A 26,971-nucleotide genomic window follows, 5' to 3' on the forward strand; every position below is an offset into this window, starting at 1 on the left:
GACCCTGCACAGGGAGGATTCGATGAAACTGTCCAAAAAGGTCTCGACAGCCGGGGCCGTAGTCGCCCTGCTGTCCGCCACGGTGACGGCTTCGGCCGTCGCACCGGCCGCCGCGACGTCCCCGGTCGGCGTCGCGGCGGCCGCCAGACCGATGGAGAACCTCGGCCGCGGTGTCGTGGCCGTGCGGTCGGGCAACAACGCCGTGCTGGTCTCCTGGCGGCTGCTGGGGCTCGACCCGGACGGCATCGGGTTCAACGTGTACCGGTCCGCTGCCGGAGGCCAGGAGGTGAAGCTCAACTCCGCGGTCCTGACCGGAGGCACCAACTTCACCGACTCGACGGCGGATCTGACCCGGTCGAACAGCTATCGGGTGCGGCCCGTGGTCAACGGCGCGGAGCAGCCACCGAGCGGCGCCTTCACGCTGACCGCCAACCACGCCGTCGAGCCGGTCGTCCGCGTACCGCTGCGCGCCGGCGGCCCGGTGAAGTTCGTCTGGGTCGGCGACCTCGACGGCGACGGTGAGTACGACTACGTCCTGGACCGCCAGACGTCGCCGCAGACCATCGAGGCCTACCGGCGTGACGGCCAGCTCCTCTGGTCGGTCAACATGGGACCCAACAGCACCAACCAGAACAACATCGAGGGCGGATCGTCCACGATCGACGTCGGTCACAACGACGGCGTCACCGTCTACGACTTCGACAGCGACGGCCGCGCCGAGGTCGCCGTGCGGATCGCCAACGGCGTCCGCTTCGGCAACGGCACCACCTTCACCAACAGCGACAACAACCGCCAGTTCATCGCGATCCTCGACGGCATGACCGGGGCACCCCGCGCCACGGCCCCCGTGCCGGCGGACTACCTGCGGGACGGCCCGATGTACGCCCGGTTCGGCGTGGGCCACCTCGACGGTACGCGGCCCAGTCTGGTCGCCTTCATGAAGAACCGGGTCGGCAACGGCGGGTTCAACCTCATGATGGGCGCCTGGCAGTTCAACGGCCAGACGCTGACCCAGCAGTGGAAGTGGCTGCGCGGCAACCAGAACACACCCGACGGGCACAACACCCGCGTCATCGACGTCAACGGCGACGGCACCGACGAGGTCGCCGAGATCGGGTTCGTGCTCAACGGAAACGGCACCCTGCGGTACTCCCTTGGCCCCTCGGGCATCGTCCACGGCGACCGCTTCCACATCGCCAAGATGGATCCCAGCCGCCCGGGCCTGCAAGGCTACGGCGTCCAGCAGAACAACCCCAGTGGTCTGCGCGAGTACTACTACGACGCCGCCAACGGCTCCATCATCTGGCGGCACTCCGCGTCCGGCACCGCCGACGTGGGACGCGGCATGGCGGGCGACATCGACCCGCGGTTCCCCGGCATGGAGGTCTGGTCCTTCTCCGGCCTCTACAACGCACCCGCCGACCGCCTCACCGAACCCGACACCTCGCTGCGGCCGTGGCCGCAACTGGGCCTGTGGTGGGACGGCGACATGACGATGGAACTGCTCAACGACGGCAAGTTCGAGAAGTGGGACCCGAACAACCCCAAGCCCACCAACAGCCTGCGACGGCTGCTCACCACCTCGACCTACGGCGCGGTCGACGCGAGCCAGAGCGTCCAGCCAACCTTCTACGGCGACATCCTCGGCGACTGGCGAGAAGAAGCCGTGTACACCAACGCGAGCTACAACCAGCTGATCATCTTCACCACCAACCACCCCACGAGCACCAGGCTTTACACGCTGGCGCACAACCCCGCCTACCGCAACGCCATGACGCTCAAGGGGTACATGCAGTCCCACCACGTCGACTACTTCCTGGGCGCCGGCATGAGCCGGCCGCCGAGGCCGAACATCACTTACCCAGGCAGGTGACGCCGTGAAGAACACGATCTACCTGACCCGCGCGCTCCTGGTCGCGGCGATCACGGCGACCCCTCTCGTGATCGCCGCCGGACCGGCATCGGCCGCGAGCGTCTACTACGTCGCTCCCAACGGAAATGACAGTGCGGCCGGCGCCCAGGCCGCACCGTGGGCGTCGATCGCCCGCGCGCAGACAGCCGCCAAGCCGGGGGACACCGTCTACTTCCGAGGTGGCCGGTACGCGTACACCCGTGCGAACCGCGCCTGCTCCAGCCAGACGGCCAGGGTCGACGCGATCACCCTGAACAAGAGCGGCAGCGCGGGCAACCCGATCCGGTACTGGGCCCATCCGGGGGAGAAGCCGGTCTTCGACTTCTCGCGCATGAGGGACGACTGCCGCATCAAGGGCTTCAGCGTCACCGGCAGCTGGATCCACCTCAAAGGACTGGAAGTCACCGGCGTACCGCAGAACAACAACCGCAACGCCGAGTCGTGGGGGCTGTGGATCTCCGGCAGCAACAACGTCTTCGAGCAGATCGACACCCACCACCACATGGGCACCGGCCTGTTCATCAACGGCGGGGGCGGCAACCTCGTCCTCAACTCGGACGCGCACGACAACTACGACCTGCGCAGCAACGACAGCCCCGGCGAGAACGCCGACGGGTTCGGTTCGCACTACACGCCCGCCGGTCGGCCCGCGAACGTGTTCCGGGGCTGCCGTGCGTGGTGGAACGCCGATGACGGGTTCGACCTCATCTCCACGTACTCGCCCGTGCTCATCGAGAACTCGTGGGCGTGGCGCAACGGTTATGTACCGGGCACGACGACGTCCGCGGGCAACGGTGCCGGTTTCAAGATGGGTGGCTTCGGCCGCGAGTACGACACCAGGGCGGTGAAGCACACCGTCCGCTTCTCGGTGGCGTTTCTCAACAAGGCCGCGGGATTCTACTCCAACCACCACCCGGTGGCCAACGACTACTTCAACAACACCAGCTACGGCAACCGCCCCGACTTCGACATGCGGGGGATCAACTCGAGCGGCGCCTCCGTCGGCCGGGGCAACCTGCGCAACAACATCGCCTACACCGGAACGCTGCTCGCGAACATGAACGGCACGACGGCTTCGCACAACTCCTGGAACCTCAACGTCCCGTTGTCGGACGCGCAGTTCCGGAGCGTGTCGACGTCCGGCTGGGACGCAGCCCGCCAAGCCGACGGCAGTCTGCCCGTGCTGCCCCATCTCCGCCTCGCCGCGAACAGCGTTCTGATCGACAAGGGCACCAACGTGGGACTGCCCTTCAGCGGGAGTGCGCCGGATCTCGGCGCCTTCGAGAACGATGGAAGGTGACATCTTGAGGTACTGGAAGCTATCCGCCGCCGCGATGCTGTTGGTGGCGACAGTGGTGCCACTCTCGGCGAACCCAGCGGTGGCAAATCCCGCAGTGGCGGAACCGGCAGTGGCGGAGCGAGGTCTGGACTATCTGGTCCGCGACTACCAGACCCGCATTCCGTCGAAGTACACGACCGACTCCTGGGCTCCGTTCGCCAAGGCGTTGACCACCGCTGCCGGTGTCGCCGGCAACCGGTCCGCCGCCACGTCTGAAGTAGCCACCGCGAAGACGGCACTGATGAACGCCGCCGCCGACCTGAAGGCTGCTGACGAGGGCACGTTCCAGACCATCACGAACAACAAGTTCTGGAACGACACCAGCGGCAACCCGATCTATTCGCAGGGTGGCGGCGTCTTCAAGTTCGGTGACACCTACTACTGGTACGGCGTGCACTACACCGGTGCCGAGCTCTACCGGGCCAACCCGACGCGCAAGTACGACGGGAACGTCAGCTTTGTGTCGATCCCGGTGTACTCGTCGAAGGACCTGGTGAACTGGAAGTTCGAGAACCGGGTCGCGACGCGTTCCACCGGCGTGGGCAGCGGCGCCAACATGGGTGGTGCCGGCTGGGTCGGCCGGCTCGGTGTCTCCTACAACGAGAACACCGGCAAGTACGTGCTCGCCGTGCAGATGTGGCACACCGGTCGCGGCGGACACGGTGTTCTGCTGCTGCAGGGCGACTCGCCGACCGACACCTTCGACTACGGCTACTTCCAGACCCAGATCACCAACTCGCCCACGACCGGCACCGGTGACCAGACGGTCTTCACCGACGACAACGGCAAGGACTACCTGATCTTCTCCAACCGCGAAGGACGGTCGCGCGGCTTCGTGGCCAAGTTCCGGGAGTCCGACTCGCTGCGGATCGAGCCAGGCGTGCAGATCCGCCGCGGCGACGGTCGCGAGGGCAACGCCATGTTCAAGCTCGACGGCAAGTACTACCACGCGGCGTCGGCCCTGCACGGCTGGAACACCTCGGTCAACTACGTCAACGAGTCGACCAGCAGCAACGTCCAGGGCTCCTACAGCGGCGAGTACGTCCTTGCCGGCACCGAGATGGACTACAGCCACGTGACCCAGACCGGGTTCTTCGTGACGGTCAAGGGCACCAAGCAGAACACGGTCATCTACGCCGGCGACCGCTGGGCCGACTTCGCCTGGAACGGGATCGGGTACAACCAGTGGGTGCCGATCACCAAGACCGGTGCGCGGCCGCGGTTCCACTCGGTGAGCCAGTGGCAGTTCAACGTCACGACCGGCGAATGGCGCGTCGGACCGGCGAACAACTACATCCTCAACCCGGACATCCAGGCCGACCGCATCATCGTCTCCAGTGTGCGGGGATGGCGGAACCTCGGCGGTTCGGTGACCAACGTCAACGGTGGTGCGAACGGGTCTCGCTTCGCCCTCCAGGTGAGCAACAGGGGCGGCGTGGAGCAGCGGATCGAGTCGGTGCCCGCGGGCACCTACACCCTGGCCCTGCACGCTCGGGGCAGTGCCGGACAGCTCGTGATCACCGGCGCCAACGGCAGCCAGCGCACCCTGAGCATCCCGTCGTCGGGCGGCTGGGCCAAGCGCCAGCTCACCGGCATCGTGCTACCCAGCGGGGGCGCCACCGTCACCGTGCGGGCGTCGGGTTCGGGCGGTGTCGTCGTCGACCAGCTCTCACTGGTCAAGACACCGTAACCAGGGCAGCGTCAGCAGGCAGAGACCGCGTCAGCGGTGTGATCAACGACTTCCACCCCGGCCATCGGCGCCGGGGTGGACGTCGTGCCGCGTGACGGCACAAATCTGGCCATCCACCACTCGCCGGACCGTCAGGGAAATCCATGCTCATGCCCGGCGCCCCTCTCTTGCGCACAGTGGTGGTAAGCGCTTTCCTGGGGTGCGTAAACGCGTCGATCGACGCGGGAACCGCTACAGGGTGGTGAAATTTGGCTGTTCGACGATCGAATCGACTGTGGGCCAAGTTCTGGGCGCTGGTTCTCAGCTGTGTTGTGGTGGTGGGGCTGGGCGCCGTCCAGACACCGGCGCGGGCCTCGCACGTCCAGCCGGCCGGACGGACCGTCGACTTCACCGGAGCGTGGCAGTTCGCCCTGGTGAACACCACCGGTGAGGACGCACCACAGCCCGGTGAGCACGATCGGTCATGGCGGGACACGCGCTTGCCGCACGACTGGAGCATCGGGCTCGACCCGGTGCAAGGTCCGCACACCGGAGCCGGAACCGGCTTTCTGCCCGGCGGTCTGGGCTGGTACCGCAAGACCTTCACGCTGCCGTCGTCGCTGGCGGGGAAGAAGGTGTCGATCGAGTTCGACGGCGTCTACATGGACTCCGAGGTGTATCTGAACGGCAAGCTGCTCGGTCGTCATCCGTACGGTTACACGGGATTCGCGTACGACCTCGATGCACGCACCGACGGCACTCCGAACACGCTCGCGGTCAAGGTGCGCAACCAGGTGCCCAGCAGCCGGTGGTACTCGGGCAGCGGCATCTACCGTGACGTCCGGCTGGTGGTGACCGAGCCCGCACACGTCACGCGTCACGGCATGAAGGTGACGACGCCTGACCTGGAGACCACGATCAAGGCCGGCTACGCCACGATGCGTGTCGCGACCACCGCCGTCAGCGAGAGCGGCGGCACCGGAGCGGAGATCGTCTCGACGGTCAAGGACCCGCGCGGCCGGATCGTCGGCCGGGGTACGGCGCGTGCCGCGCTGACCGTCGAACCGAGTACGGCGACCGCGGACATCAGGATCGCGAAACCTGCCCTGTGGTCCGTGGACCGACCGGATCTGTACACAGTGGACACTGAGATCCGAGTGCGCGGCAAGGTCGTGGACACCGTCAGCACCCGCACGGGCATCCGGTACTTCGCGTTCGACCCGGACAACGGCTTCTCCCTCAACGGCGTGGAGATGAAGCTCAAGGGCGTCAACCTCCACCACGACCTGGGTGCGCTCGGCTCAGCGGTCTCCTCCGACGCGATCGTGCGGCAGTTGCGGATCATGAAGAGCATGGGCGTGAACGCCGTGCGCACCTCGCACAACCCGCCCTCGCCGGAGTTCGTCAGGGCGTGCGACGAGCTGGGCATCCTCCTGCAGGTCGAGGCGTTCGACACCTGGCGCACGCCGAAGACGAAGTTCGACTACGGCCGGTTCTTCGACGACCACAGCAGCGCCGACCTCCGTGAGATGGTGCACGCGGCCAAGAACTCGCCGTCGGTGGTGATGTGGTCGATCGGGAACGAGATCCCCGACTCCAGCGCGGCCGCGGGCCCGCCGATCGCCCGGCGGCTCATCGACGACGTGCGGGCCATCGACACCACCCGCCCGATCGTGATGGGCAGCGACCGGTACCGCCGGGTGCCCGCGATCGGCTCACCGCAGGACCAGATCCTGCGGATGCTCGACGGGATGGGCCTGAACTACAACGACGCCTCCTCGATCGACGCGCTGCACGCCCGTTACCCCGGCAAGTTCTTCTTCGAGGCGGAGTCGTCGTCCTCCACCTCGACCCGCGGCCACTACCAGGACCCGGACCAGCTCAACACAGGGGAGAACCACACGCCGGGCAGGCGCAACCTGTCGTCCTACGACAACAACCTGGAAACGTGGACCTACAGCGGTGAGTACGGCTTGAAGAAGGACCGCGACCGCAAGTGGTTCGCCGGTCAGTTCCTGTGGACCGGATTCGACTACATCGGCGAACCCACGCCGTACGACGTGTACCCGGTGAAGTCGTCGTTCTTCGGTGCCGTCGACACCGCCGGGTTCCCCAAGGACTTCTATCACCTGTTCCGCAGCCAGTGGAGCAGTGAGCCGATGGTGCACCTGCTGCCGATGAACTGGACCGGGCACAAGGTGGGTGAGCCGGTGTCGGTGTGGGCTTACAGCAACGCGGACACCGTTGAGCTCTACCTCAACGGAAAGTCGTTGGGAGAAAGGAAGTTCGACACCAAGACCACTGTTCACGGCAGCCGGTACCTGGAAACCACCGAGGCGACCGGCGACGACAAGACCGTGATCACCGGCCCCTATCCCGGCAGCTACACCAGCCCCAACGGGAGCGCGGGCAAGCTGCACCTGACGTGGTCGGTGCCGTTCCAGCCGGGACGGCTTGTCGCGGTCGCGCGGCGCGGCGGCGTGGAGGTCGCCAGGGACGAGGTCCGCACCGCGGGCGAGCCGCACGCGATCAGGCTGACGCCCGACCGCAGGGTGACCAGGGCCGGTGGTGAGGGGCTTGCCTTCGTCACGGCCGAGGTCGTCGACCGCGCGGGCGTGGTGGTGCCGGACGCGGACGACCTGATCTCCTTCCAGGTCCGCGGCGGCAGCCTCGCCGGTCTCGACAACGGCCGCCAGGAGAGCGCGGAGAACTACCAGGCGAGCTCGCGCACCGCGTTCAACGGCAAGGCGCTGGCGATGGTCCGTTCCGGACGGACGGCCTCCGTGATCACGGTGACGGCCAGAGCACCCGGCCTGCGCACGGCGTCCACTCTGGTCACGGCGGTCGGTGGACGGTCCGGTGCCGCCCAGGCCACCACCGCCGATCACGACCCGCTGCCGGCGCCCGCACCGGGAGCGGACGCGAGCTACTCGGGTGCCCGCGACACGGTCCCGGCAGCGATGCTCGACGGAAGTACTTCGACCTACTGGTCGAACTACTACCTCAAGCGCGCCACGGCGTTGCTTCCGGCGGTGAGCCGGGCGCACGCGACGGACTGGGTGTCGCTGCCTGTCTCCGCAGACGGTCAGGCCGGCTCGGTGCGGGCCGCGTTCCTCAGTGACGCCTCACACGCCCTGCCCGCCTCGATCGCGGTGTCGTACTGGAACGGCCGTGCGTTCGTGCCGGCGCGGGACGTGAAGGTCGACTGGTCCGGCGGTACGACCGCGAACATCACGTTCGCCGCGGTGCGCGGCGATCGCATCCGCTTGGACCTCACCAGCTCCGCACCGGGAACCACCCACGGGTTCCTCGGCATCTCGCAAGCCTCGGCCGGACGTTAGGAGGGGCGAGTCGTCGCGGCCGGTCAGGCAGACACCGTCGAGCTGGGACGTCTGCACCTGACCGGCCGTGAACGCCGGCCCCTGCGCTGGAGCGCCGCCTTGGAGCATTCACTCAGCGCGTGATGCGCGCCCCACGGTGCTTTGGCGGGCGATCAGCCGGTGCGAGGCACGCACCTCTATGCCGGGCAGTGGTTCCTTGCTGCCGATGCGCATGAGCAGCCGTTCCACCGCGGTCGTGGCGATGGCGTCCTTGTCCGGAGAGATGGTGCTGATCGCCGGGTTGGCATAGCGGCCTTCGTCGATGTCGTCGTAGCCGATCAGCGCGATGTCCTCGGGCACCCGCAGCCCGCGTTCCAGCATCTCGTGCAACGCGCCGAGCGCCACCGTGTCGTTGTAGCCGAAAACGGCGTCCGGTGGGTCGTCCCGATCGAGCAACGCCCGCATGGCGGCCGCGCCGTCGGCCCGGTTGAACCGGCGCGTCTGGACGATCAGCGACTCGTCCACCGGCAGACCTGCGTCCGCGTGCGCCTGCCGGTAGCCGAGGGTGCGCAACTGCGCCGCCTCGCCGGTCGGGTACGGCTGATCGCCTATCGCGGCGATCCGGCGCCTGCCCAGGCCGATCAGATGTGCTGTGGCCTCACGGGACGCCTCGACGTCGTTGATGCCCACGTGATCGAAGAAGGCGTTGGACGACCGCTCGCCGAGCAGGACGAGCGGAAACGTCGGGTCGCTCTCGGCCAGGTCCTCCTGCGCCAGGCCGAGCGGGCTGTAGATCATTCCGTCGAACAGGGCAGCCCGTGCGCCGCGCCGGATCAGTTCTCGCTCGTGGGCGGGATCGCCGTCGGTCTGGTCGATCAGCACGTGATAGCCGCGCTCGCGGGCTCTCGGGATGATCGCCTGGAGCAGTTCGGAGAAGTAGGGCACGTCCAGGAAGGGAACGACCACCGCGATCTGCCCTGACCTGCCGTTCGCCAGGTTGCGGGCCAGCACGTTGGGCCGGTAGCCCAGCTCCTTGATCGCCTTCTCGACCTTCTCGCGGGTGGGCTCGGTGACCGGGGCGTAGCCGTTGACCACGTTCGACACCGTGCGCGCGGACACCCCCGCCAGCTCGGCAACGTCACGCAGCGTGGCATCGCGCATCGGCTCACTCCGTCAGACCGGCGCGGCGGCCCACCGCTGCAGCGCTGCAACGCAGTGTGCCTGCTGGTCCTCGCCACGACAAGTCCCGGTCCTCCGAGGCGCGTGGGATCGGGCCCGCGGCTCGTTCGACTGACATGAGATTGGGTCTTGCAGCGCAGCAAAAGGCAGTCCATAGTGCTTTGCAGCGCAGCAAGACCCATTGCCACGGCGGCAGCCACGGTCGGTTCACTCACCCCCGTCAGCCGTGGTGCAGCACCGCACAGACTTCTGCGGTCCTCGGTTCGTGCCACACGGGGTTACCGCATTCCCGATCACGCACCGTGATGGTGATGGCGCATGCCCTGATGCATGCCGCGACGGAAAGGCGCTCCTCATGCTCGGCACCAAATGGATGGCGAAACTCCGTGCAGGGCTCGTCGTCGCCGGCCTGCTCGCTGTGGCCGCGTGCGGCGGAGCCGCGGACAACCCCGACGGGCCCGTGCGCGTGTCGGTCTGGGCCTGGTACCCGGAGTTCAAGGGCGTGGTCGACGCGTTCAACGCCTCCCACAAGGACATCCAGGTCGACTGGACCAACGTCGGCACCGGCCCGGACCAGTACGCCAAGCTCAAAACGGCGTTCACCGCCGGCAAGGGCGCGCCGGACGTGGCGATGGTCGAGTTCCAGCAGATCCCGACGTTCGTCATCCTCGACGGACTGGTGGACATGGGGCAGTACGGCGCCAACGACGACAAGAACCTCTACGCCGAATGGGCGTGGAGCCAGGCCACCGACGGCGACAAGGTCTACGCCATCCCGGTGGACGGCGGACCGATGGCGCTGATGTACCGGAAGGACCTCTTCGACCAGCACGGCATCCCGGTGCCGACGACGTGGCTCGAGTACGCCGACGCGGCGGCGAAGATCAAGGCCGTCGACCCGAACGCCTACATCGCGAGCTTCGGCAGTGACGGCGGCTGGCTCAACGGGCTGATGTGGCAGGCGGGTTGCCGGCCGTACGGCTACTCGCAGGCCAGGGCCAAGGACGAAGTGAAGATCAATCTGACCGCGCCCGAGTGCGAGAAGGTCGTCAACCTGTACGGCGACCTGGTGAACAAGGGCCTGATGGCCCAGGACAAGTTCTTCACCGCCGACGCCACCGCGGCGCTGGACTCCGGCAAGTACTGGACCTGGGCCGCGGCCGGCTGGACGCCCGGTTACGTGGCCGGCTCGCTCAAGAACACCGCAGGAAAGTGGGCGGTCGCGCCGATGCCGCAGTGGACCGCGGGCGCCGACGAGCAGGGCGACTGGGGCGGTTCGACGTTCACCGTGACCAAGCAGGCCAAGAACCAGCAGGCGGCGACCACGGTGGCCCGCGAGCTGTTCGGCCGCTCGAAGACCGCGTGGGACATCGGGCTGAACAAGGCGTTCCTGTACCCGCTGGTGAAGGACGTCGCGGCTGACCCGGCGTTCACCGGCAAGGCGTACGACTTCTTCAACGGGCAGAAGGTGAACGAGATCTTCGTGCCGGTGTCGGAGAAGCTGGGCGAGTTCCAGTACACGCCGTTCCAGGACTTCGTCTTCAAGGACCTGAACGACCGCACCGCCGAGGCGATGTCGGGTAGCAGGCAGTGGAGCACGGTGCTGGAGGAGACGCAGAAGAACGTCGTCGCGTACGCCGAGAAGCAGGGCTTCAAGGTCAGCCGGTAGTGCACCCGAGGCCTGCCGCGTGCCGCGGCAAGCCGACCACCCCAGTCCAGGAGGTCCTCCGTGACGCGGTCCGTACCGATCACGGCACCCGCGGCCGACGACCTGCCGCCGTCTCCCCGTCCGGTCGAGAGCCCGTCACGACGGAGACGGCGCCGGGTCACCGCGCACCCGGTGGCCGGAGCGCTGTTCGTCCTGCCGTTCTTCCTCGTCGTCGTCGCGTTCCTGGTCGTGCCACTCGGCTACGCGTTCTGGCTCAGCCAGTCCAGCAAGAGCCTCGCGCTCGGCACCCGGTTCACCGGTATCGACAACTACGTGCGCGCGTTCACCGACCCGGTTCTGCTGGACGGCCTGCTGCGGGTCGTCCTCTTCGGACTGGTGCAGATCCCCGTCATGCTGGGCATCGCGCTGGCCGGGGCGTTGACGCTCGACGCCGTCACGACGAAGTTCGCCGTGGCGTTCCGGCTCATCGCGTTCATGCCCTACGCCGTGCCGGCCGTCGTCGGCGCGCTCATGTGGGGTTTCCTGTACAGCCGCACGTTCGGCCCGTTCGCGGACCTGCCGGCGCTCGTCGGTGGCGACCCGATCGACTTCTTCAGCGCCTCGTTGCTGCTGGTGTCGCTCGGCAACATCGTGACCTGGGCGTGGACCGGCTACAACATGATCATCCTGTACTCGGCGTTGCAGGGCGTGCCGCGCGAGATGTACGAGGCCGCGGTCATCGACGGGGCGACACCGGTGCAGATCGCGTTGCGGGTCAAGGTGCCCGCGATCAGGCAGGCCATCTCGCTGGCCGCGATCTTCACCGTCATCGGCACCATGCAGTTCTTCACCGAACCGCAGATCATGGCCCGGTTCGCGCCGCAGATCTCGGCGGGCTACACGCCGAACCTCTATGCCTACAACCAGGCGTTCGCCTACTCGGACTTCAACTACTCGGCCGCACTCTCGTTCACGCTCGGTTTCCTGGTGTTCGTGGTGGCCTACGCGTTCGTGTTCGTCAACCGCAGGCGGGGAGCACGCTCATGACCAGCGGCGCAGCCGGCAACACGACGGCGAGGACCTGGCTTCCACATGTGCTGATGGGCGCGGGCATTTTGTACTTCCTGGTGCCGCTGCTCTGGGTGGTCATCGCGGCCACCAAGAGCCAGCCGGACCTGCTCGACAGCCCGGCGCTGTGGTTCGCCGACTTCAACCTGCTGGAGAACATCGAGCAGCTGTTCAGCGAGGACGGCGGTGTCTACGGCGCGTGGCTGGTCAACACGGCGTTGTACGCGGGGCTCAGCGCTCTGGGCGCGACCGCGCTCGCCGCCGCCGCGGGCTACGGACTGGCGCGGTTCTCGTTCATGGGCAAGCGGTTCTTCGAAACCGCGTTGCTCGGCATGATCATGGTGCCGGCCACCGCACTGGTGCTGCCGACGTACCTGATCCTGTCCGAACTCGACATCGTCAACACCATGTGGGCGGTCGTCCTGCCGTCGCTGCTCAGCCCGTTCGGCGCGTATCTGGTCCGCGTCTACGTGGACGAGAGCGTGCCGGTGGAGCTGATCGACGCCGCACGCATCGACCGGGCGGGCGAGCTGCGCATCTTCTGGCAGATCGCGATGCCGATGATGCGTCCCGCGCTCGTCACCGTCTTCCTGTTCACCCTGGTGGCGACGTGGAACAACTACTTCCTGCCGCTGGTGATGCTCAGCGACGCCGACCTCTACCCGCTGACCGTCGGACTGACCACCTGGTTCAACACCGCACAGCAGGACGCCGGCAACCGCATGCTGTTCAACCTCGTCGTCACCGGCTCACTGCTGGCCATCGTCCCGCTCGTCGTCGCCTTCGTCCTGTTGCAGCGCTTCTGGCGCAGCGGCGCGGCGGCAGGCGCTCTGAAGTAGGAGAACCGTGCTCAACGCTTCCCTGGTCCTCAACCCCCACTACGTCGTCGCGCCGGTGCGACGCCGGCTCTTCGGGTCGTTCGTCGAACACATGGGCCGCTGCGTCTACACCGGAATCTACGAGCCCGGCCACCCGGCCGCCGACGAGGACGGTTTTCGCGGCGACGTGCTGGAACTGACCCGTGAGCTCGGGGTCGAGCTGGTCCGGTACCCCGGCGGCAACTTCGTCTCCGGCTACCGCTGGGAGGACGGTGTCGGCCCGGTCGCCGAGCGCCCGGTGCGCCGAGAACTCGCGTGGCACAGCCTCGAGACGAACGAGGTCGGCATCGACGAGTTCATCTCCTGGGCACGCAAGGCCGACGTCGAGGTGATGTACGCGGTGAACCTCGGCACCCGCGGTGTCGCCGAAGCGCTCGACGTACACGAGTACATGAACCACGAAGGCGGCACACACCTGTCGGAGCTGCGCAAGGCGAACGGAACCAAGGCGCCGCACGGGGTGAAGTTGTGGTGTCTTGGCAACGAGATGGACGGCCCGTGGCAGCTGGGCCACAAGACCGCGCACGAGTACGGACGGCTGGCCGCCGAAACGGCCCGCGCGTTGCGACAGGCCGAGCCGGGCCTGGAACTGGTGGCGTGCGGCAGTTCGAACTCGGCCATGCGCACCTTCGGCGAGTGGGAGTCCACCGTCCTCGAGTTGACGTATGAGGAGGTGGACCACATCTCCCTGCACGCCTACTACGAGGTGCTGGACGGTGACGTGGACAGCTTCCTCGCCTCCGCGGTGGACATGGACCACTTCATCGACAGCGTCGTCGCCACGGCGGACGCGGTCGGCGCGCGGTTGAAGAGCGACAAGCGGATCACGTTGTCGTTCGACGAGTGGAACGTCTGGTACATGAAGCGGTTCCACGACACACCGCGCACCGAGTGGGAGATCGCGCCGCGGGTCATCGAGGACCAGTACGACGTGAACGACGCGGTCGTCGTCGGCAACCTGCTGATGTCGTTGCTGCGGCACAGTGACCGGGTGGCCGTGGCGTGCCAGGCGCAGCTGGTCAACGTGATCGCGCCGATCCGCAGCGAGCCGGGCGGGCCGGCGTGGCGCCAGACGATCTTCCACCCGTTCGCGCTGACCTCGCGGTTGGCGCGTGGACAGGTGCTGCGGGTGGAGACGTCCTCGCCGGCGTACTGGACCAAGCGCTTCGGTGACGTCCCCGTCGTGGACGCGGTCGCGACCCATGACCCGGAGACGGGCGACACGGTGGTGTTCGTGGTCAACCGGCATCAGTCCGAGCTGGTGGAGCTCCGGGCAGACCTGGCCTCGTTCGGGGAGGTGACGGTGGCCGAGGCGTGGTCCGTGCACGACGAGGACGGTGCGGCGACCAACACGGAAACCGACCCGGACCGCGTTGTCCCGCGACCGCAGAAGGCCGACATCATCGATCGCGAACTGCAGGTCATCCTGCCGCCCCGGTCCTGGACCGCCGTCCGCCTCACCAGCGGTCAGTAGCCGATGCGGAAGGTGGCGTCCTGGCGGTCGGCCGCCGCTGAGCCGGTCGAGATCGGGTCGATCCGCAGCGCGTATCCGGAGTGCCGGATGTGGCGGTCGGGGAAGTTGTGGGAGCGGAACGAGGACCACGTCGAGTCGGCGAGCCCCGCGACACGGTGGAAAGTGGCGTCGGCGGCGAAGGTCGGGCTGCCGTCGTTCGCGGCGAGGGTGACCGTGTAGTCGATGTGGCGCAGGTAGCGGCCGGGGTAGTTGACCGAGCGGAACGAGATGCCGGCCGAGGACGCCAGGCCCGGGACGAGCTGCCACATCGCGTCCTGGTACGGGTCGAACGGGTAGGGGTCGATGCGCGCCGCGTTGCCTGCGTGCCGGATGAGGTGGTCGGGGAAGTTGTAGGACTTGATCCGGTTCCAGGTGGGCGCGCCCCAGCGGCTGACCAGGTCGTTGTACTCGGTCGTGGTGATGCCGCAGATGGTGGGGTGCTTGGCGTTGAGCGGCTGGGTGTACTGGGCCTTGGTCAGCGGCGACCACGAGTCGGTGGCGATGTTGCCCGAGCGCCAGGCGTACAGCTCGCCGTTGACGGGGGAGAACGAGTCCCCCCACAGCCACCACTCGTTGCGGTCGTGGGCCTTGACCACGACCGGGGCCTCGATGCCGCCGCTCACCACGCCGGCGGTGTAGGTGCCCCGGTCGAAGCTGCGCGGGTTGAGGGTGGCGGATCGGGCGCCGTAGAGGCGGCCGTCGCGGAAGCTCTTGTAGTACAGGTAGTTGGTGCCGTTGCCGACGTGCATGGTGGCGTCGAGGACGTTGAAGCCGGGGTCGAAGAACAGCTGTGGCGCGCCGACGTTGACGAAGTCGGTGGTGTAGTTGACGTAGAAGGCGTCACGGCCGCCGCTGTTGGCGGAGTAGAGGATGCCGTACTGGTTGCGCGAGGCGTCCCAGAACGCCTCCGGTGCCCACGTGTGGGTCGGCATGGAGTGCATCTTCAGCCGCCGGTACCCGGTGAACGACCGCAGGTCGGCCGAGTCCCAGGCGTGGATGTACTGGTTCTGGCGGGTGAAGTCGGTGCCGGTCAGGTCGGTCGCCAGCACGACGAAACCGCCGTTCTGCTTGCGCATGATGAACGGGTCCCGCAGGCCCTTGGTGCCCGCGGTGGGGGTCGCCACCGGGTTGCCCTGGTTGAGCGGCATCCAGTTCAGGCCGTCGGTGCTCACCGCCAGGTGCAGGGCGTACCGGTCGGCGACCTTGCCGGGCGACTCGGTGAAGTAGCCCATCACGTAGGCGGCGTCACCGGGCGCGGCGAGCGCGGTGAGCCGGCTCGCGCCCGCCAGGGCCACCGCGGCCACTCCACCGGCGAGAAAAGTGCGACGTTGCGGCACGGGACGTCTCCTGTCCGGAGCGACGGGGGATGGCCGGCGGCGAGGGCCGCCGGCCATCGAAGGGCGAGATCGGTCAGGCCGCGGGTTCGCCGGACGGGGCGGCGAGCTGCGTGCCGAGGCGGACCGGGGTGCCGAAGTTCGGCGTGCCGTCGGCGTTCCAGGTGAACTTCTGCGCGCGGGTGGAGCGGTTCATGTCGCAGCCTCCCGACGCGCTGTCGTTGGCGTGGTAGACGATCCAGTCTTCGGTGCCGTCGGGCGACTTGAAGAAACCGTTGTGGCCGGGAGCGAACACGCCGTTGCCGTCGTTGCGCTGGAACACCGGGTTGGGCGACTTCGTCCAGTGCGACCGGTTGAGCGGGTCGGACCCGGTGAGCGTGAGCAGTCCCAGCTTGTAGTCCGGACCCCAGCACGCACTGGCCGAGTACACGATCATCGTCTTCCCGTTGCGGTACAACGGCTCAGCGCCCTCGTTGACCGCCGCGGTCTGCCGCTCCCAGGACAGCGTCGGCTGGCTGATCGTGCGCCGCGCGCCGCTGAGCGTGTAGGGGTTCGACATCGGGGTGATGGTCAACGACTGGGTGCCGTCCATCGCGCTGCCCATCATGTAGAGCTTGCCGCCGTGCTGGAGGATGCTCGCGTCCAGCTCCCAGGTGTTGCCCAGGTCGGCCTTGAAGCTGTAGGGCCCCATGGGATCGGTGCCGGAGGACTCCAGCACGTGCAGCCGTTGGGTGGGGTTGTAGTCCGGCACGTTCTGTCCGGCGACGTAGTAGAGGTACCAGCGGCCGTTGAGGAGGTGGAACTCCGGCGCCCACATGTTGCAGCACCCGTTCGGGCGGCCCGACAGGTTGAAGATCACCTGGTCGGTGGCGCTCGACAGCCCGCCGAGGGTGCGCGATCGGCGCATGGTGATCGTGGAGTTCCACGTCGTCGTCGCCAGGTAGTAGTACCCGTTGTGGTACTGCAGCCAGGGATCCGGGCCGTTGCGCTTGATCGGGTTGGTGAACGTTCCCGCCGCGGGCGCGCCCAGTTTCACCAGCTGCCACTGCTGGTTCGCGCCGCCGGTGTCGGGCCACTGCACGACCCTCGCACCGTCGGCGGTGGACCACTCGTAGGTCTCCACGGCCTTGCCGCTGTTGCGGTTGAGCAGCCGCACGTGTCCGCCGGACGAGTCCGCGAGCCGGAACTGCTGGCTGGCCGCGTTGCTGTCGGCCCACTGCACCAGGCCGGCGGCGTCGGCGGTCGAGCCGCCCGAGACCTGGAGGACTTTGTTGCTGTGCTTGGACTTGAGCCGGTAGTAGCCGCCGCCGGAGTCGACGAACTGCCACTGCTGCCACGCCCCGTCGTTGCGGGTGTACTGCGAGATCCGGGCGCCATCGTGGGTGGCGAGGTCGTAGACGTCCAAGGCCTTGCCGCTGTTGCGGTTGACCAGTACGTACGACGCGTTGGTGTCCACTGTGGCCGCCGACACCGCCGGTGGCAGGGCGGAGGTGATCCCGCCGAGCAACGCGGTGGTGGTGGCCAGGACCAGGGTGGTCCGCCGTCGTCTGCGGCGGCTGGCTGTCGAGATCATGATCGTCTCCCTGCGGGGCGCTGCACGGGTACATGCGTCAGTGGACGTAGGGCCAGCCTGCGGAGTCGATCGCCAGCAGGTTGATGCCGAGCAGGGACGCGCCGTTGTTCGCGTAGTAGTGGTAGACGAGCACGTCGCCGTCGCTGTCCGCCAGCACGTCCTGGTGCCCGGGGCCGTGGATGCTGCCCTGTCCGGCGAGGATCTCGGTGCCGCCGCCGGAGGTCAACGCTGTGCCGTTGCGGTCGACGTAGGGGCCGGTGACGCTGGTGGAGCGGCCGGCCATGACGCGGTAGGTGCTGGCGGCGCCCTGGCAGCAGCGGTCGAACGAGACGAAGAGGTAGAAGTAGTTGCCGCGCTTGACGATGTTCGGCGCCTCGATCGCGCCGCCGTTGCGGCCGGCGATGGAGCGGATCGTGGAGTCGGAGCGCAGACCGGTCGACGGGTTGAGCGCGATCATCTTGATGCCGGACCAGAAGGAGCCGAAGCTCAGCCACCAGCGACCCTGGTCGTCGACGACGAGGTCGGGGTCGATGGCGTTGAAGTTGTCGCTGGTGCGTGACTCGATGACCAGGCCGCGGTTGGTCCACGTACCGGAGTTGCCGCTGGAACTGGTGGCCAGGAAGATCGCCGAGCGGTTGGAGCCGAACGTCGAGGCCGAGTAGTACATCCAGTACTGGCCGTTGCGGTAGGAGATGTCCGGCGCCCAGAGGTTGCGGCTGTTCGCGGTGTAGGTGTTGGCCCACGGCGTGCCGCCGGGGAAGGCGGCGCCGGCGTTGCGGAACGCGGTGCGGTCGGTGGAGGTCTTGAGCGCGATTCCGTTGCCGGTGTGCGCGACCAGGTAGCTGCCGTCCGAGCGCTTGACCGTGCTCGGGTCGTGCACGCCGATGTCACCGGTGACTCGGCCTGGGGCGGGGTAGGCCGCCGATGCGGAAGGTGCCACCGCGACGGTGACGACCAAAGCCACCAGCGGTATCAGAACGCGTTTCATCGATAAGACCACAATGTCCTCGATTTCTGGCGAGTGGTTGCGGCGGCGCGGTTCGGTGCCGATCCGGTGCGGTGGACGCATCGGCCGGTGGGGTGTTGAGCAGGGTCAGCGCGAGTGACTGGACGTCCGGTGCCGGTGTGGTGATCTGCGCGGTGCGAGGACGTCGGCTGTCCGGTCGTGTTCCGGGCCTACATCATCGAAAGCGCTCTCCGCACGATAACGATGCCGGGCACGCTCGACAAGACCTCCTGTTATCGCTAACAGTGGTTGTGCAGTCGAATTTTTCGACCACGACGGGATCGAATCAGCTTTGATCTGCTAATACGTGTGATCGATCTGAGGTAAAACAAAATCGGGGATTGAGTAGATGTTAGCGATCACATCTGCCCGCCGGCTTCACCCGGCCGCCCCTTCGTGTTTCAGTGTGATCCGGCGAGCTGTCCTGACAGCTTGGTGTGCAGTCGCTCGCTGTGCGGGTTGAGTCCGATGATCTCGGCTTCGATGCCACGAGAAGTGAACTTCGCGGTCACGGCGTCGAGGGTGGCGACCGCGGAGCTGTCCCACACGTGCGCGTCGGACAGGTCGATGACCACCTTCGTCACGGTGTCGGTGTAGTCGAAGGAGTGCATCAGCTCGTTGCTGGACGCGAAGAACAGCTGGCCGGTGACGGCGTAGACGCGGATGGTGCCGTCCGGGTCGAGGACGCTGGAGACGTCGACGAGGTGCGCCACGCGGCGGGCGAAGAAGATCGCCGAGAGCAGGGCGCCCGCGATGACGCCGAGTGCGAGGTTGTGGGTGGCGACGACGGTGCCGACGGTCACGACCATCACGGCGGTCTCGCTCTTGGGCGCACGGCGCAGTGCGGCCGGCTTGATGCTGGTCCAGTCGAAGGTGCTGATCGACACGAAGACCATGACCGCGACGAGTGCCGCCATCGGGATCAGGGAGACGACCGGGCCCAGGGTGAAAACCAGGATCAGCAGGAAGACACCGGCCGCGAGGGTGGACAGCCGGGTGCGGCCGCCGGACTTGATGTTGATGATGGACTGGCCGATCATCGCGCAGCCCGCCATGCCACCGAGGAAGCCGGTGGCGATGTTGGCGATGCCCTGCCCGCGCACCTCCGTGCCCTTCTTCGACGGGGTGTCGGTGAGGTCGTCGAGCAGCTGAGCGGTGAGCAGCGACTCGATCAGGCCGACGACCGCCAGCGTCAGCGCGAACGGCGCGACGATCGTGAGGGTCTCCAGCGTGAACGGCACCATCGGCAGGCCGAAACCGGGCAGTGCGGTGGGCAGCTCACCCATCCCGCCGACGGTCGGCACGGCGATGTGCAGGAACACCGTCAGTGATGTGACCACCACGATGGCGACCAGCGGCGCGGGGATCGCCTTGGTCAGCTTCGGCAGCAGGTAGATGATGCCCAGGCCGAGCAGTACGAGGGCGATGACCGGCCAGCCGCCCTTGGTGATGTGCGGGATCTGCGCGGTGAACAGCAGGATCGCGAGCGCGTTGACGAAGCCGACCATCACGGTGCGCGGCACGAACCGCATGAGCTTGTGCACGCCGAGCACGCCGAAGAGGATCTGGAACACGCCGGTGAGGACGGTGGCGGCGAACATGTACTCGACGCCGTGGTCGCGCACCAGCCCCACGAGCACCAGAGCCATCGCGCCGGTCGCGGCGGAGATCATGGCGGGACGGCCGCCCGCGAACGCGATGATGATCGCGATGGTGAACGAGGCGTAGAGGCCGACCTTGGGGTCGACGCCGGCGATGATGGAGAACGACAGCGCCTCGGGGATCAGCGCGAGCGCGACCACCAGGCCGGACAGCAGGTCGGCGCGGGGATTGGAGAACCAGGTCGTGCGGACCCTCGACAACAGCGAGGGACGCGGCGCAGCCACGTGTGAGGACAATCGGCACCTCAGGGTTGTGCGCGCGAGCAGGCAGAGGCTCGCGTGGTGAACAGGACCGGGGGTCCGCGCGCACCGGTGCACGCGGAGGGTGCCGACGTCGTCGCCGGCATGACGTGTGGGTTGGTGCCGCGAACGTTCGGGGTTCGCAGAGCGTGGAGCTAGGCCCTGCGTCCCTCCTTGGCGGTACTCATGCGTCCGGGTGCCTCTCGAAGTCCGGGAGCGCCCGCGCTGCAGGGGGTGTCACAAGCGATCGGGGCTCACATGACGGGCCGCGGCATCTCCGGCGCAACCGCAGCGGACTCTACCGTGACGTCACTGTATACCCAATTGTGAACGGCTTGATCGTGAGCAAGCTCTCCGGCTCGACCGCGATGTTCGCTTCAGGGACGCGAGCTCGGGAACCGGGCTCACCGGTCAGGTCATGACCATGTGCAGGTCAGGCTTCGATGACGACCGGGATGACGACCGGCCGGCGGCGGTAGGTGCGTTGTGCCCACATCTGCACTTGTTGTGCGATGAGGCGTTCGAGCTCCGCCACGTCGTTGATGTTCTTCTGCGCGGCGCCCGCGAGGGCGTTCTCGATGGCGGGGACCACCGGCTGGAACGTCGAGGCGTCGTGTTCGAAGCCGTGGGCGATGAAGTCGGGTGCGTCGTCGAGCCGGCCTGTGTCGGTGTCGATGATGGCGACCACGGTGATCATGCCTTCTTCGCCCAGCGTGCGGCGCTGCGCCAGGGAGTCCTCGGTGACGCCGCCGACGGTCTGGCCGTCGACGTAGATGTTGTGCACCTCGAACTGGCCGGTGACCGAGGCCCGGCCCTCGTGCAGGTCGATCACGTGGCCGTTCGCGGCGACGAGCACCTGGCCGCGGTCGACCCCGGTGCGGACGGCCAGCTCGGCGTTGGCTCGCAGGTGGCGTGCCTCGCCGTGCACGGGCAGGACGTTGGCGGGTTGCACGATGTTGTAGCAGTAGACCAGTTCACCGGCGCTGGCGTGCCCGGAGACGTGGACCTTGGCGTTGCCCTTGTGCACCACGTTCGCGCCCAGGTCGGTCAGGCCGTTGATCACCCGGTAGATGGCGTTCTCGTTGCCGGGGATCAGAGAGCTGGCCAGCAGGACGGTGTCGCCCTCGACGATGACGATCTCGTGCTCACCGGCCGCCATGCGCGACAGGGCGGCCATCGGCTCACCCTGCGACCCGGTGCACACCAGGGTCACCTTGTCGGCGGGAAGCCGGTTGGCGTCCCTGACGTCCACGACGAGCCCGTCGGGCACCTTCAGGTACCCCAGCTCGGAGGCCAGACCCATGTTGCGGACCATGGAGCGGCCGACGAAGGCGACCTTGCGGCCGTGTGCGGCCGCGGAGTCGAGCACCTGCTGGATGCGGTGCACGTGGCTGGCGAAGCTGGAGACGATCACCCGGCGCGGGGTGGTGCGGAAGACCTCGTCGATCGCGGGGGCGAGGTCGCGTTCGGAGGTGGTGAAGCCGGGCACGTCGGCGTTGGTGGAGTCGACGAGGAACAGGTCGACACCCTCCTCGCCGAGGCGGGCGAAACCCCGGAGGTCGGTGATCCGCTTGTCGAGCGGGAACTGGTCCATCTTGAAGTCGCCGGTGTGCAGCACGAGACCGGCGTTGGTGCGGATGGCGATGGCCAGGCCGTCGGGGATGGAGTGGTTGACGGCGAGGAACTCCAGGTCGAACGGCCCTCGGGTGAGCTGTTCGCCTTCCTTGACCTCGACCAGGACGGGCTTGATCCGGTGCTCGGCCAGCTTGGCGGCCAGGAACTTCAGCGTGAGCCGGGAGCCGACGACCGGGATGTCACGTCGTTCCCGCAGCAGGTACGGCACACCCCCGATGTGGTCCTCGTGGCCGTGGGTCAACACGATGGCGACAACATCGGCCAACCGGTCCCGGATGCAGCTCCAGTCCGGGAGGATCACGTCGACACCGGGCTGGTGCTCCTCGGGGAACAGGACCCCGCAGTCGACGATGAGCAGCTTGCCCTCGTGCTCGAACACGGTCATGTTCCGGCCGATCTCACCGAGACCGCCGAGGGCGATGACCCGCAGGGCATCCGGGGCGAGTGCGGGCGGAGGGGTGGACGTTCGAGCCATGGTCACACCCTCACGTTAAGTGAGAGTTGCCGGTGAAGGAAATCGGCGGCGCGTGCCAGGCGTGATGTTCGTCAGTCCGAGGGCAGGTGGGACCGCAGTGTCGTGGCGAAGTCCTCGGCGATGCGCAGCTGCGCGCGCAGCTGCTGGCAGCGTTCGTCGGCGGCGGTCCAGAACCCGGACAGGCGGTCGAGGTGCTTGTCGCGATCGGGATCGTCGCCGGCGGACAGCGCGTCGAGGATGCCGAGCAGTTCGCGCATCTCCTCGAGCTGGAAGCCGAGCGGCTTCATCCGCTTGATCACGTCGAGGCGTTGCACGTCAGGCTCGGTGTAGAGGCGGAACCCGCCCTGGCTGCGCGCGCTCGGCACCACCAGGTCGACCTCCTCGTAGTACCGGATCGTGCGCAACGACAGACCGGTCCGCTCGGCCACCTCACCGATCTGCATATGCTCGCCCACAACATCCCTTCCCGAACTGCACCACGATCACCAGCCATTCTGGCATCACGCCCCGTGCTCATACCCCACTCGCGCCGCCGGGCAGGAATCAGTTTACCGTGACGTGAGGGTAGAGTTCTGGCTGGATGTTGCCTACCTGAAGGATCACGAATGACCACCGCCACCCCGGCGACCGCCTTGTCCGTAACCGTGCTCGCGGAGGCGGAACGCAGGCGCACCTTCGCGGTGATCAGCCATCCGGACGCGGGCAAGTCGACCATGACCGAGGCGCTGGCACTGCACGCGAAGGTGATCACCGAGGCGGGCGCGGTGCACGGCAAGGCCGGTCGGCGTGGTGTGGTGTCGGACTGGATGGAGATGGAGAAGGCGCGCGGGATCTCCATCACGTCCGCCGCGTTGCAGTTCTCCTACCGCGACTGCGTGATCAACCTGCTGGACACCCCCGGCCACGCCGACTTCTCCGAGGACACCTACCGGGTGCTGTCGGCGGTGGACTGCGCGGTCATGCTGCTCGACGCGGCCAAAGGCCTGGAGCCGCAGACGCTCAAGTTGTTCGACGTCTGCCGGTTCCGCGGCATCCCCGTGATCACCTTCATCAACAAGTGGGACCGCCCCGGCCGGGCCGCGCTGGACCTGTGCGACGAACTCGTGGAGCGGATCGGGTTGCAGCCGATGCCGCTGACCTGGCCGGTCGGCGACGCCGGCCACTTCCGCGGCGTGCTCGACCGCCGCAGCGGGCACTTCGTGCGCTATCAGCGCACCGCGGGTGGTGCCACGGTCGCCGGTGAAGAGCACCTGCCGGCTGGGCAGGCGGAGGCTGAAGAAGGCGTGGAGTGGACACGGGCCCGCGAGGAAGCGGAGCTGCTCGGCGCGTCCGGCGGCGAGTTCGAGCTCGAGCGGTTCCTCGAAGCCACGGCGACACCGGTGCTGTTCGGGTCGGCGGTGCTCAACTTCGGTGTGCGGCAACTGCTCGACCTGCTCGTCGAGATCGCACCACGCCCTACCGCGCGGCCGGACGCCGCCGGTAGTCCGCGTGAGCTGGACGCACCGTTCTCGGCGTTCGTGTTCAAGGTGCAGACCGGCATGGATCGCGCGCACAGGGACCAGGTCGCGTTCGCGCGCGTGTGCTCCGGCGTGTTCGAGCGAGGCATGGTCGTGACCAACGCCGCCACGGGCAAGCCGTTCGCCACCAAGTACGTACAACAGGTCTTCGGCCAGCAACGCTCCACATTGGACACCGCCTTTCCCGGCGATGTGATCGGGTTGGTCAACGCCACCGCGCTGGGCGTGGGCGACACCCTGCATTCGGGAAAACCCGCGGTGCGGTTCCCCGGTCTGCCCAGCTTCGCCCCGGCGCACTTCGCCGTCGCGCGACCGGCGGACCTCAGTCGCACCAAGCAGTTCCGCAAGGGAATCGAGCAACTGGAGTCCGAGGGCGTCGTGCAGGTGCTGCGCTCGTTGCGTCGCGGCGACGGCGCGCCGGTGTTCGCCGCGGTCGGCCCCATGCAGTTCGAGGTCGCCGCACATCGCCTGGACGCGGAGTTCAAGTCGCCCGTGCGGCTCGAACCGTTGCCCTACACCGTCGTGCGCCGCCTGGCCGACCCCAAGCAGCGGTCCCTCGTGGACGGCAACCGCACCGAGGTGCTCACCCGCACCGACGGCATGGACCTCGCCCTGTTCGTCGACTCCACCGCGCTGGGCGTCATGCGGCGCCTGCACCCCGAGGTACGGCTGGAGCCTCTCGTCGCGGGAACCGACGACTGACCGGTCCTCGCTGGGGGAGAAGTCCTGTTCTCATTCCGCTCCGACGACCGGCTGGTCGGACGTGAGCGTGGTAGGCAGGCGGTGCCAGGTGGGTAGTCCAGGCGCATGACGACCACGCAGATCCGCGACACCGAGGCCGTCGACCGCTACCGCCGCGCCTGCGACTACGCGGCCGCGGCGATGATCTACCTGAAGGACAACGTGCTGCTGCGCGAGCTGAGTAGGCAGCGGTGCCCTCACCGAACGACGCCCGCCACCGCCGACCTGGGGCTAGCTTTTCCGGCGGACGACGGCCACCGGGCACGGGGCGTGGTACAGCACGGCGTGGCTGACTGAACCGAGCAGTGCTCGCCTGACGACTCCGCGGCCGTGGCTGCCGACTACGAGAAGCCCCGCGTCGTCGGCGACCTCGAGCAGTGCCTGCGCGGGTCCGTGGAACGACACGTGGTGCTTTACGCGGACGTCTGGATAGGTCTCCTGGTGTCCGGCCACGCAGCGCGCGATCACCGCTTCGGACTCGGTGCGAACCTGATCCCAGTTGTAGCCCCAGTCCTCCAGCGGTGCGAGTGCTTCGACCGGCATGTCCGACCAAGCGTGGACGGCGATCAGGTCGCGATCGTGGCGCTCTGCGAAGCCGAAGGCGAAGTCGATGGCTGCCGCGCTGGTGTCGGACCCGTCGACCCCGACCACGACGGGGCCTTCGCTCGCCTTCGCTTCGCGCACGACCACAATCGGACGTTTGTGGTGGCCGGCGAGGTCGGCGGCAGTGGATCCGAGCAGGGCGCGGTTCACCCCGGACCTGCCTGACGAGCCGACGACCAGCATTTCCGCGTCGCGGGCGAGGTCGTCCAGCACGTCGGCGGGGTGGCCGTACTCGACGCGGGTCGTGGTGCCGAGGCCCGGCGACAGGCGAACGCACTCGGCGGCGAGGTTGGTCAGTTCGTTCTCGGCGTGCGCGCGTACGGACTCCTCGGTCACCGCCATGGGCAACGGTGTGGACAGGGGCGTGTAGACGAGTTCCGGCACCGGACCGCGGATCACGTGCACGAGCAGCAGTTCGCAGTGGCGGCTCGCTGCTTCCTTCGCGGCCCACAGCGCGGCCGTGCGTGCGGCTGCGGATCCGTCGAAACCCACCACGATCTCGGTCATCTCGTGTCACCTCCAGAGTGTCGCCGCGGCTACCCGGATCACGTTTCCGGAAGACCCGCGGCTGTGGTCACTTCCCGCGGTCCGCTGTGCGGCGTTGCTCCCGATTCCCCTCGGCGGTACGCCGTGCTCGCAGTGAGCCGGAGTGAGCCTTGGCGGACGGGTCTCGCTTCGTCTTGACCAGGCTGGCCACCGTCACGATCGCGAGCACCACGACGATCACCGCGAGACTGAGCAGCGTGGGGATCTCGGGCACGCTCTCGTCGACGTCCTCGTGCGCCCACTGCAGGATCAACTTCACCCCGATGAACGCAAGGATCAGCGACAGCCCGACGGACAGGTACACCAAGCGGTCCAGCAGGCCCTGGACGAGGAAGAACAACGCGCGCAGGCCCAGCAACGCGAAGGCGTTGGCGGCGAAGACGACATAGGGCTGAGCGGTGATGCCGAAGACCGCGGGGATGGAGTCGAGCGCGAAGAGCAGGTCGATCGTCCCGATCGCCACCAGCACCAGGAACAGCGGCGTCACCATCCGCCTGCCACCCTCACGGGTAAACAGGTCACCACCCGCGTAGTCGTCTGTCACGGGCAGCACCCGGCGCGAGGTCTTGACCACCACGTTGTCCTCGATGTCGGGGTCCTCGTCCCGGTGCCGGAACAACTGCACCGCCGTGAAGATCAGCAGCAGGCCGAACAGCAGGAACACGAAGGAGAACAGCGACAGCAGCGTGGCACCGAGCGCGATGAAGACCGCTCGCATCAGCAGTGCCAGCACGATGCCGAACGTCAGCACCTTGTGCCGGTGCTCGTCGGGCACCGCGAAGGTCGTCATGATGATCACGAACACGAACAGGTTGTCCACCGAGAGGCTCTTCTCGACCAGATAACCCACGAAGTACTCGGTGCCCGGCCCACCGCCGTAGTGCAACGTGAACCAGACGCCGAACCCGACGGCGATCGCCACGTAACCCACCGACCATGCGGTCGCCTCACCGATCCCGACATGGTGGGGGCGCTTCGCCGCCACGATCAGATCCACCGTGAGCAGCGCCATGACAAGACCGATCGTCAGCAACCAGGTCAGCAGGCTGATGTCGAGCTGAGCGCTCATGTCACCTCCGTGAGCCGCCGGAGCATGCGCTCCGGCGGCTCACGG

The 26,971-nt window shown here is 67.6% G+C and carries 19 protein-coding genes; 10 read left to right on the forward strand and 9 right to left on the reverse strand.

Translation table 11 applies throughout. The features are described from left to right. Positions 1-22 precede the first annotated feature (22 nt). The 4 genes from BLR21_RS01375 (at position 23) to BLR21_RS01390 (ending at position 8,261) form a co-directional block, all read left to right on the forward strand. A complete protein-coding gene (locus BLR21_RS01375; RefSeq protein WP_176929400.1) occupies positions 23-1,873 on the forward strand; it encodes a rhamnogalacturonan lyase family protein in 1,851 nt (616 codons plus the stop codon). 4 nt (positions 1,874-1,877) lie between these two features. Next, complete coding sequence (locus BLR21_RS01380) at positions 1,878-3,212, forward strand: right-handed parallel beta-helix repeat-containing protein (RefSeq protein ID WP_090003789.1); 1,335 nt, start codon at positions 1,878-1,880, stop codon at positions 3,210-3,212. A 4-nt stretch (positions 3,213-3,216) separates the two neighbouring features. Continuing rightward, complete coding sequence (locus BLR21_RS01385) at positions 3,217-4,941, forward strand: family 43 glycosylhydrolase (RefSeq protein ID WP_218130708.1); 1,725 nt, start codon at positions 3,217-3,219, stop codon at positions 4,939-4,941. 248 nt (positions 4,942-5,189) lie between these two features. Continuing rightward, entirely contained in the window at positions 5,190-8,261 is a 3,072-nt protein-coding gene (locus tag BLR21_RS01390) for a glycoside hydrolase family 2 TIM barrel-domain containing protein (RefSeq protein WP_218130709.1), read from the forward strand. A 108-nt stretch (positions 8,262-8,369) separates the two neighbouring features. On the opposite strand, the gene BLR21_RS01395 is transcribed toward BLR21_RS01390, so the two are convergent. After that, complete coding sequence (locus BLR21_RS01395; RefSeq protein ID WP_090003791.1) at positions 8,370-9,401, reverse strand: LacI family DNA-binding transcriptional regulator; 1,032 nt, start codon at positions 9,399-9,401, stop codon at positions 8,370-8,372. A gap of 373 nt (positions 9,402-9,774) precedes the next feature. Between BLR21_RS01395 and BLR21_RS01400 the strand changes: the two genes are divergently transcribed. Genes BLR21_RS01400 through arfA form a run of 4 tightly spaced genes read left to right on the forward strand, consistent with a single transcriptional unit; the run spans position 9,775 to position 14,487 of the window. Continuing rightward, positions 9,775-11,088 carry an ABC transporter substrate-binding protein gene (locus BLR21_RS01400; protein ID WP_090003792.1) on the forward strand — a complete coding sequence of 438 codons (1,314 nt, stop codon included), beginning with the start codon at positions 9,775-9,777 and terminating at the stop codon, positions 11,086-11,088. A gap of 60 nt (positions 11,089-11,148) precedes the next feature. Beyond that, positions 11,149-12,114, forward strand: a complete 966-nt coding sequence (locus tag BLR21_RS01405) for a carbohydrate ABC transporter permease (RefSeq protein WP_256334371.1) — start codon at positions 11,149-11,151, stop codon at positions 12,112-12,114. Next, positions 12,111-12,974 (forward strand): carbohydrate ABC transporter permease, encoded by an 864-nt coding sequence (locus tag BLR21_RS01410; protein WP_090003793.1) that lies wholly within the window; start codon positions 12,111-12,113, stop codon positions 12,972-12,974. Before BLR21_RS01405 ends, BLR21_RS01410 begins: the two co-directional genes overlap by 4 nt. A 7-nt stretch (positions 12,975-12,981) precedes the next feature. Further along, positions 12,982-14,487 carry an arabinosylfuranosidase ArfA gene (arfA, locus tag BLR21_RS01415; RefSeq protein ID WP_090003794.1) on the forward strand — a complete coding sequence of 502 codons (1,506 nt, stop codon included), beginning with the start codon at positions 12,982-12,984 and terminating at the stop codon, positions 14,485-14,487. On the opposite strand, the gene BLR21_RS01420 is transcribed toward arfA, so the two are convergent. From BLR21_RS01420 to BLR21_RS01445, 6 genes are all read right to left on the reverse strand, one after another. After that, positions 14,481-15,863, reverse strand: a complete 1,383-nt coding sequence (locus BLR21_RS01420; protein WP_256334372.1) for a glycoside hydrolase family 43 protein — start codon at positions 15,861-15,863, stop codon at positions 14,481-14,483. The genes arfA and BLR21_RS01420 overlap by 7 nt on opposite strands. A 73-nt stretch (positions 15,864-15,936) precedes the next feature. After that, complete coding sequence (locus BLR21_RS01425) at positions 15,937-17,433, reverse strand: family 43 glycosylhydrolase (protein ID WP_256334373.1); 1,497 nt, start codon at positions 17,431-17,433, stop codon at positions 15,937-15,939. 37 nt (positions 17,434-17,470) lie between these two features. Next, positions 17,471-18,421, reverse strand: coding sequence for an arabinan endo-1,5-alpha-L-arabinosidase (locus tag BLR21_RS01430; RefSeq protein ID WP_090003796.1), 951 nt, complete (start codon positions 18,419-18,421; stop codon positions 17,471-17,473). A gap of 419 nt (positions 18,422-18,840) precedes the next feature. Beyond that, a complete protein-coding gene (locus BLR21_RS01435; protein WP_256334374.1) occupies positions 18,841-20,325 on the reverse strand; it encodes a SulP family inorganic anion transporter in 1,485 nt (494 codons plus the stop codon). A gap of 448 nt (positions 20,326-20,773) precedes the next feature. Beyond that, a complete protein-coding gene (locus BLR21_RS01440) occupies positions 20,774-22,450 on the reverse strand; it encodes a ribonuclease J (RefSeq protein ID WP_090003798.1) in 1,677 nt (558 codons plus the stop codon). A gap of 71 nt (positions 22,451-22,521) precedes the next feature. Continuing rightward, entirely contained in the window at positions 22,522-22,893 is a 372-nt protein-coding gene (locus tag BLR21_RS01445) for a MerR family transcriptional regulator (RefSeq protein WP_090003799.1), read from the reverse strand. Between the two features lie 162 nt (positions 22,894-23,055). On the opposite strand from BLR21_RS01445, the gene BLR21_RS01450 reads away from it, so the two are divergent. Then, on the forward strand, positions 23,056-24,669 hold the full coding sequence (locus BLR21_RS01450; RefSeq protein WP_090003800.1) for a peptide chain release factor 3: 1,614 nt from the start codon (positions 23,056-23,058) through the stop codon (positions 24,667-24,669). 105 nt (positions 24,670-24,774) lie between these two features. Further along, complete coding sequence (locus BLR21_RS43435) at positions 24,775-25,005, forward strand: phosphoketolase family protein (protein ID WP_090003801.1); 231 nt, start codon at positions 24,775-24,777, stop codon at positions 25,003-25,005. Here BLR21_RS43435 and BLR21_RS01460 read toward each other — a convergent pair. Both BLR21_RS01460 and BLR21_RS01465 read right to left on the reverse strand, forming a co-directional pair. Then, the gene (locus tag BLR21_RS01460) at positions 24,940-25,818 is read right to left on the reverse strand and encodes a universal stress protein (protein WP_090003802.1); all 879 of its coding nucleotides are present in this window, start codon (positions 25,816-25,818) and stop codon (positions 24,940-24,942) included. The genes BLR21_RS43435 and BLR21_RS01460 overlap by 66 nt on opposite strands. A 67-nt stretch (positions 25,819-25,885) precedes the next feature. Then, positions 25,886-26,926: a TerC/Alx family metal homeostasis membrane protein gene (locus BLR21_RS01465; RefSeq protein ID WP_090003803.1), complete on the reverse strand. Its 1,041-nt coding sequence runs from the start codon at positions 26,924-26,926 to the stop codon at positions 25,886-25,888. Positions 26,927-26,971: the final 45 nt, after the last annotated feature.

The sequence above is a fragment of the Lentzea albidocapillata subsp. violacea genome (assembly GCF_900100275.1).
In the GTDB taxonomy this organism is placed as follows: domain Bacteria; phylum Actinomycetota; class Actinomycetes; order Mycobacteriales; family Pseudonocardiaceae; genus Lentzea; species Lentzea violacea.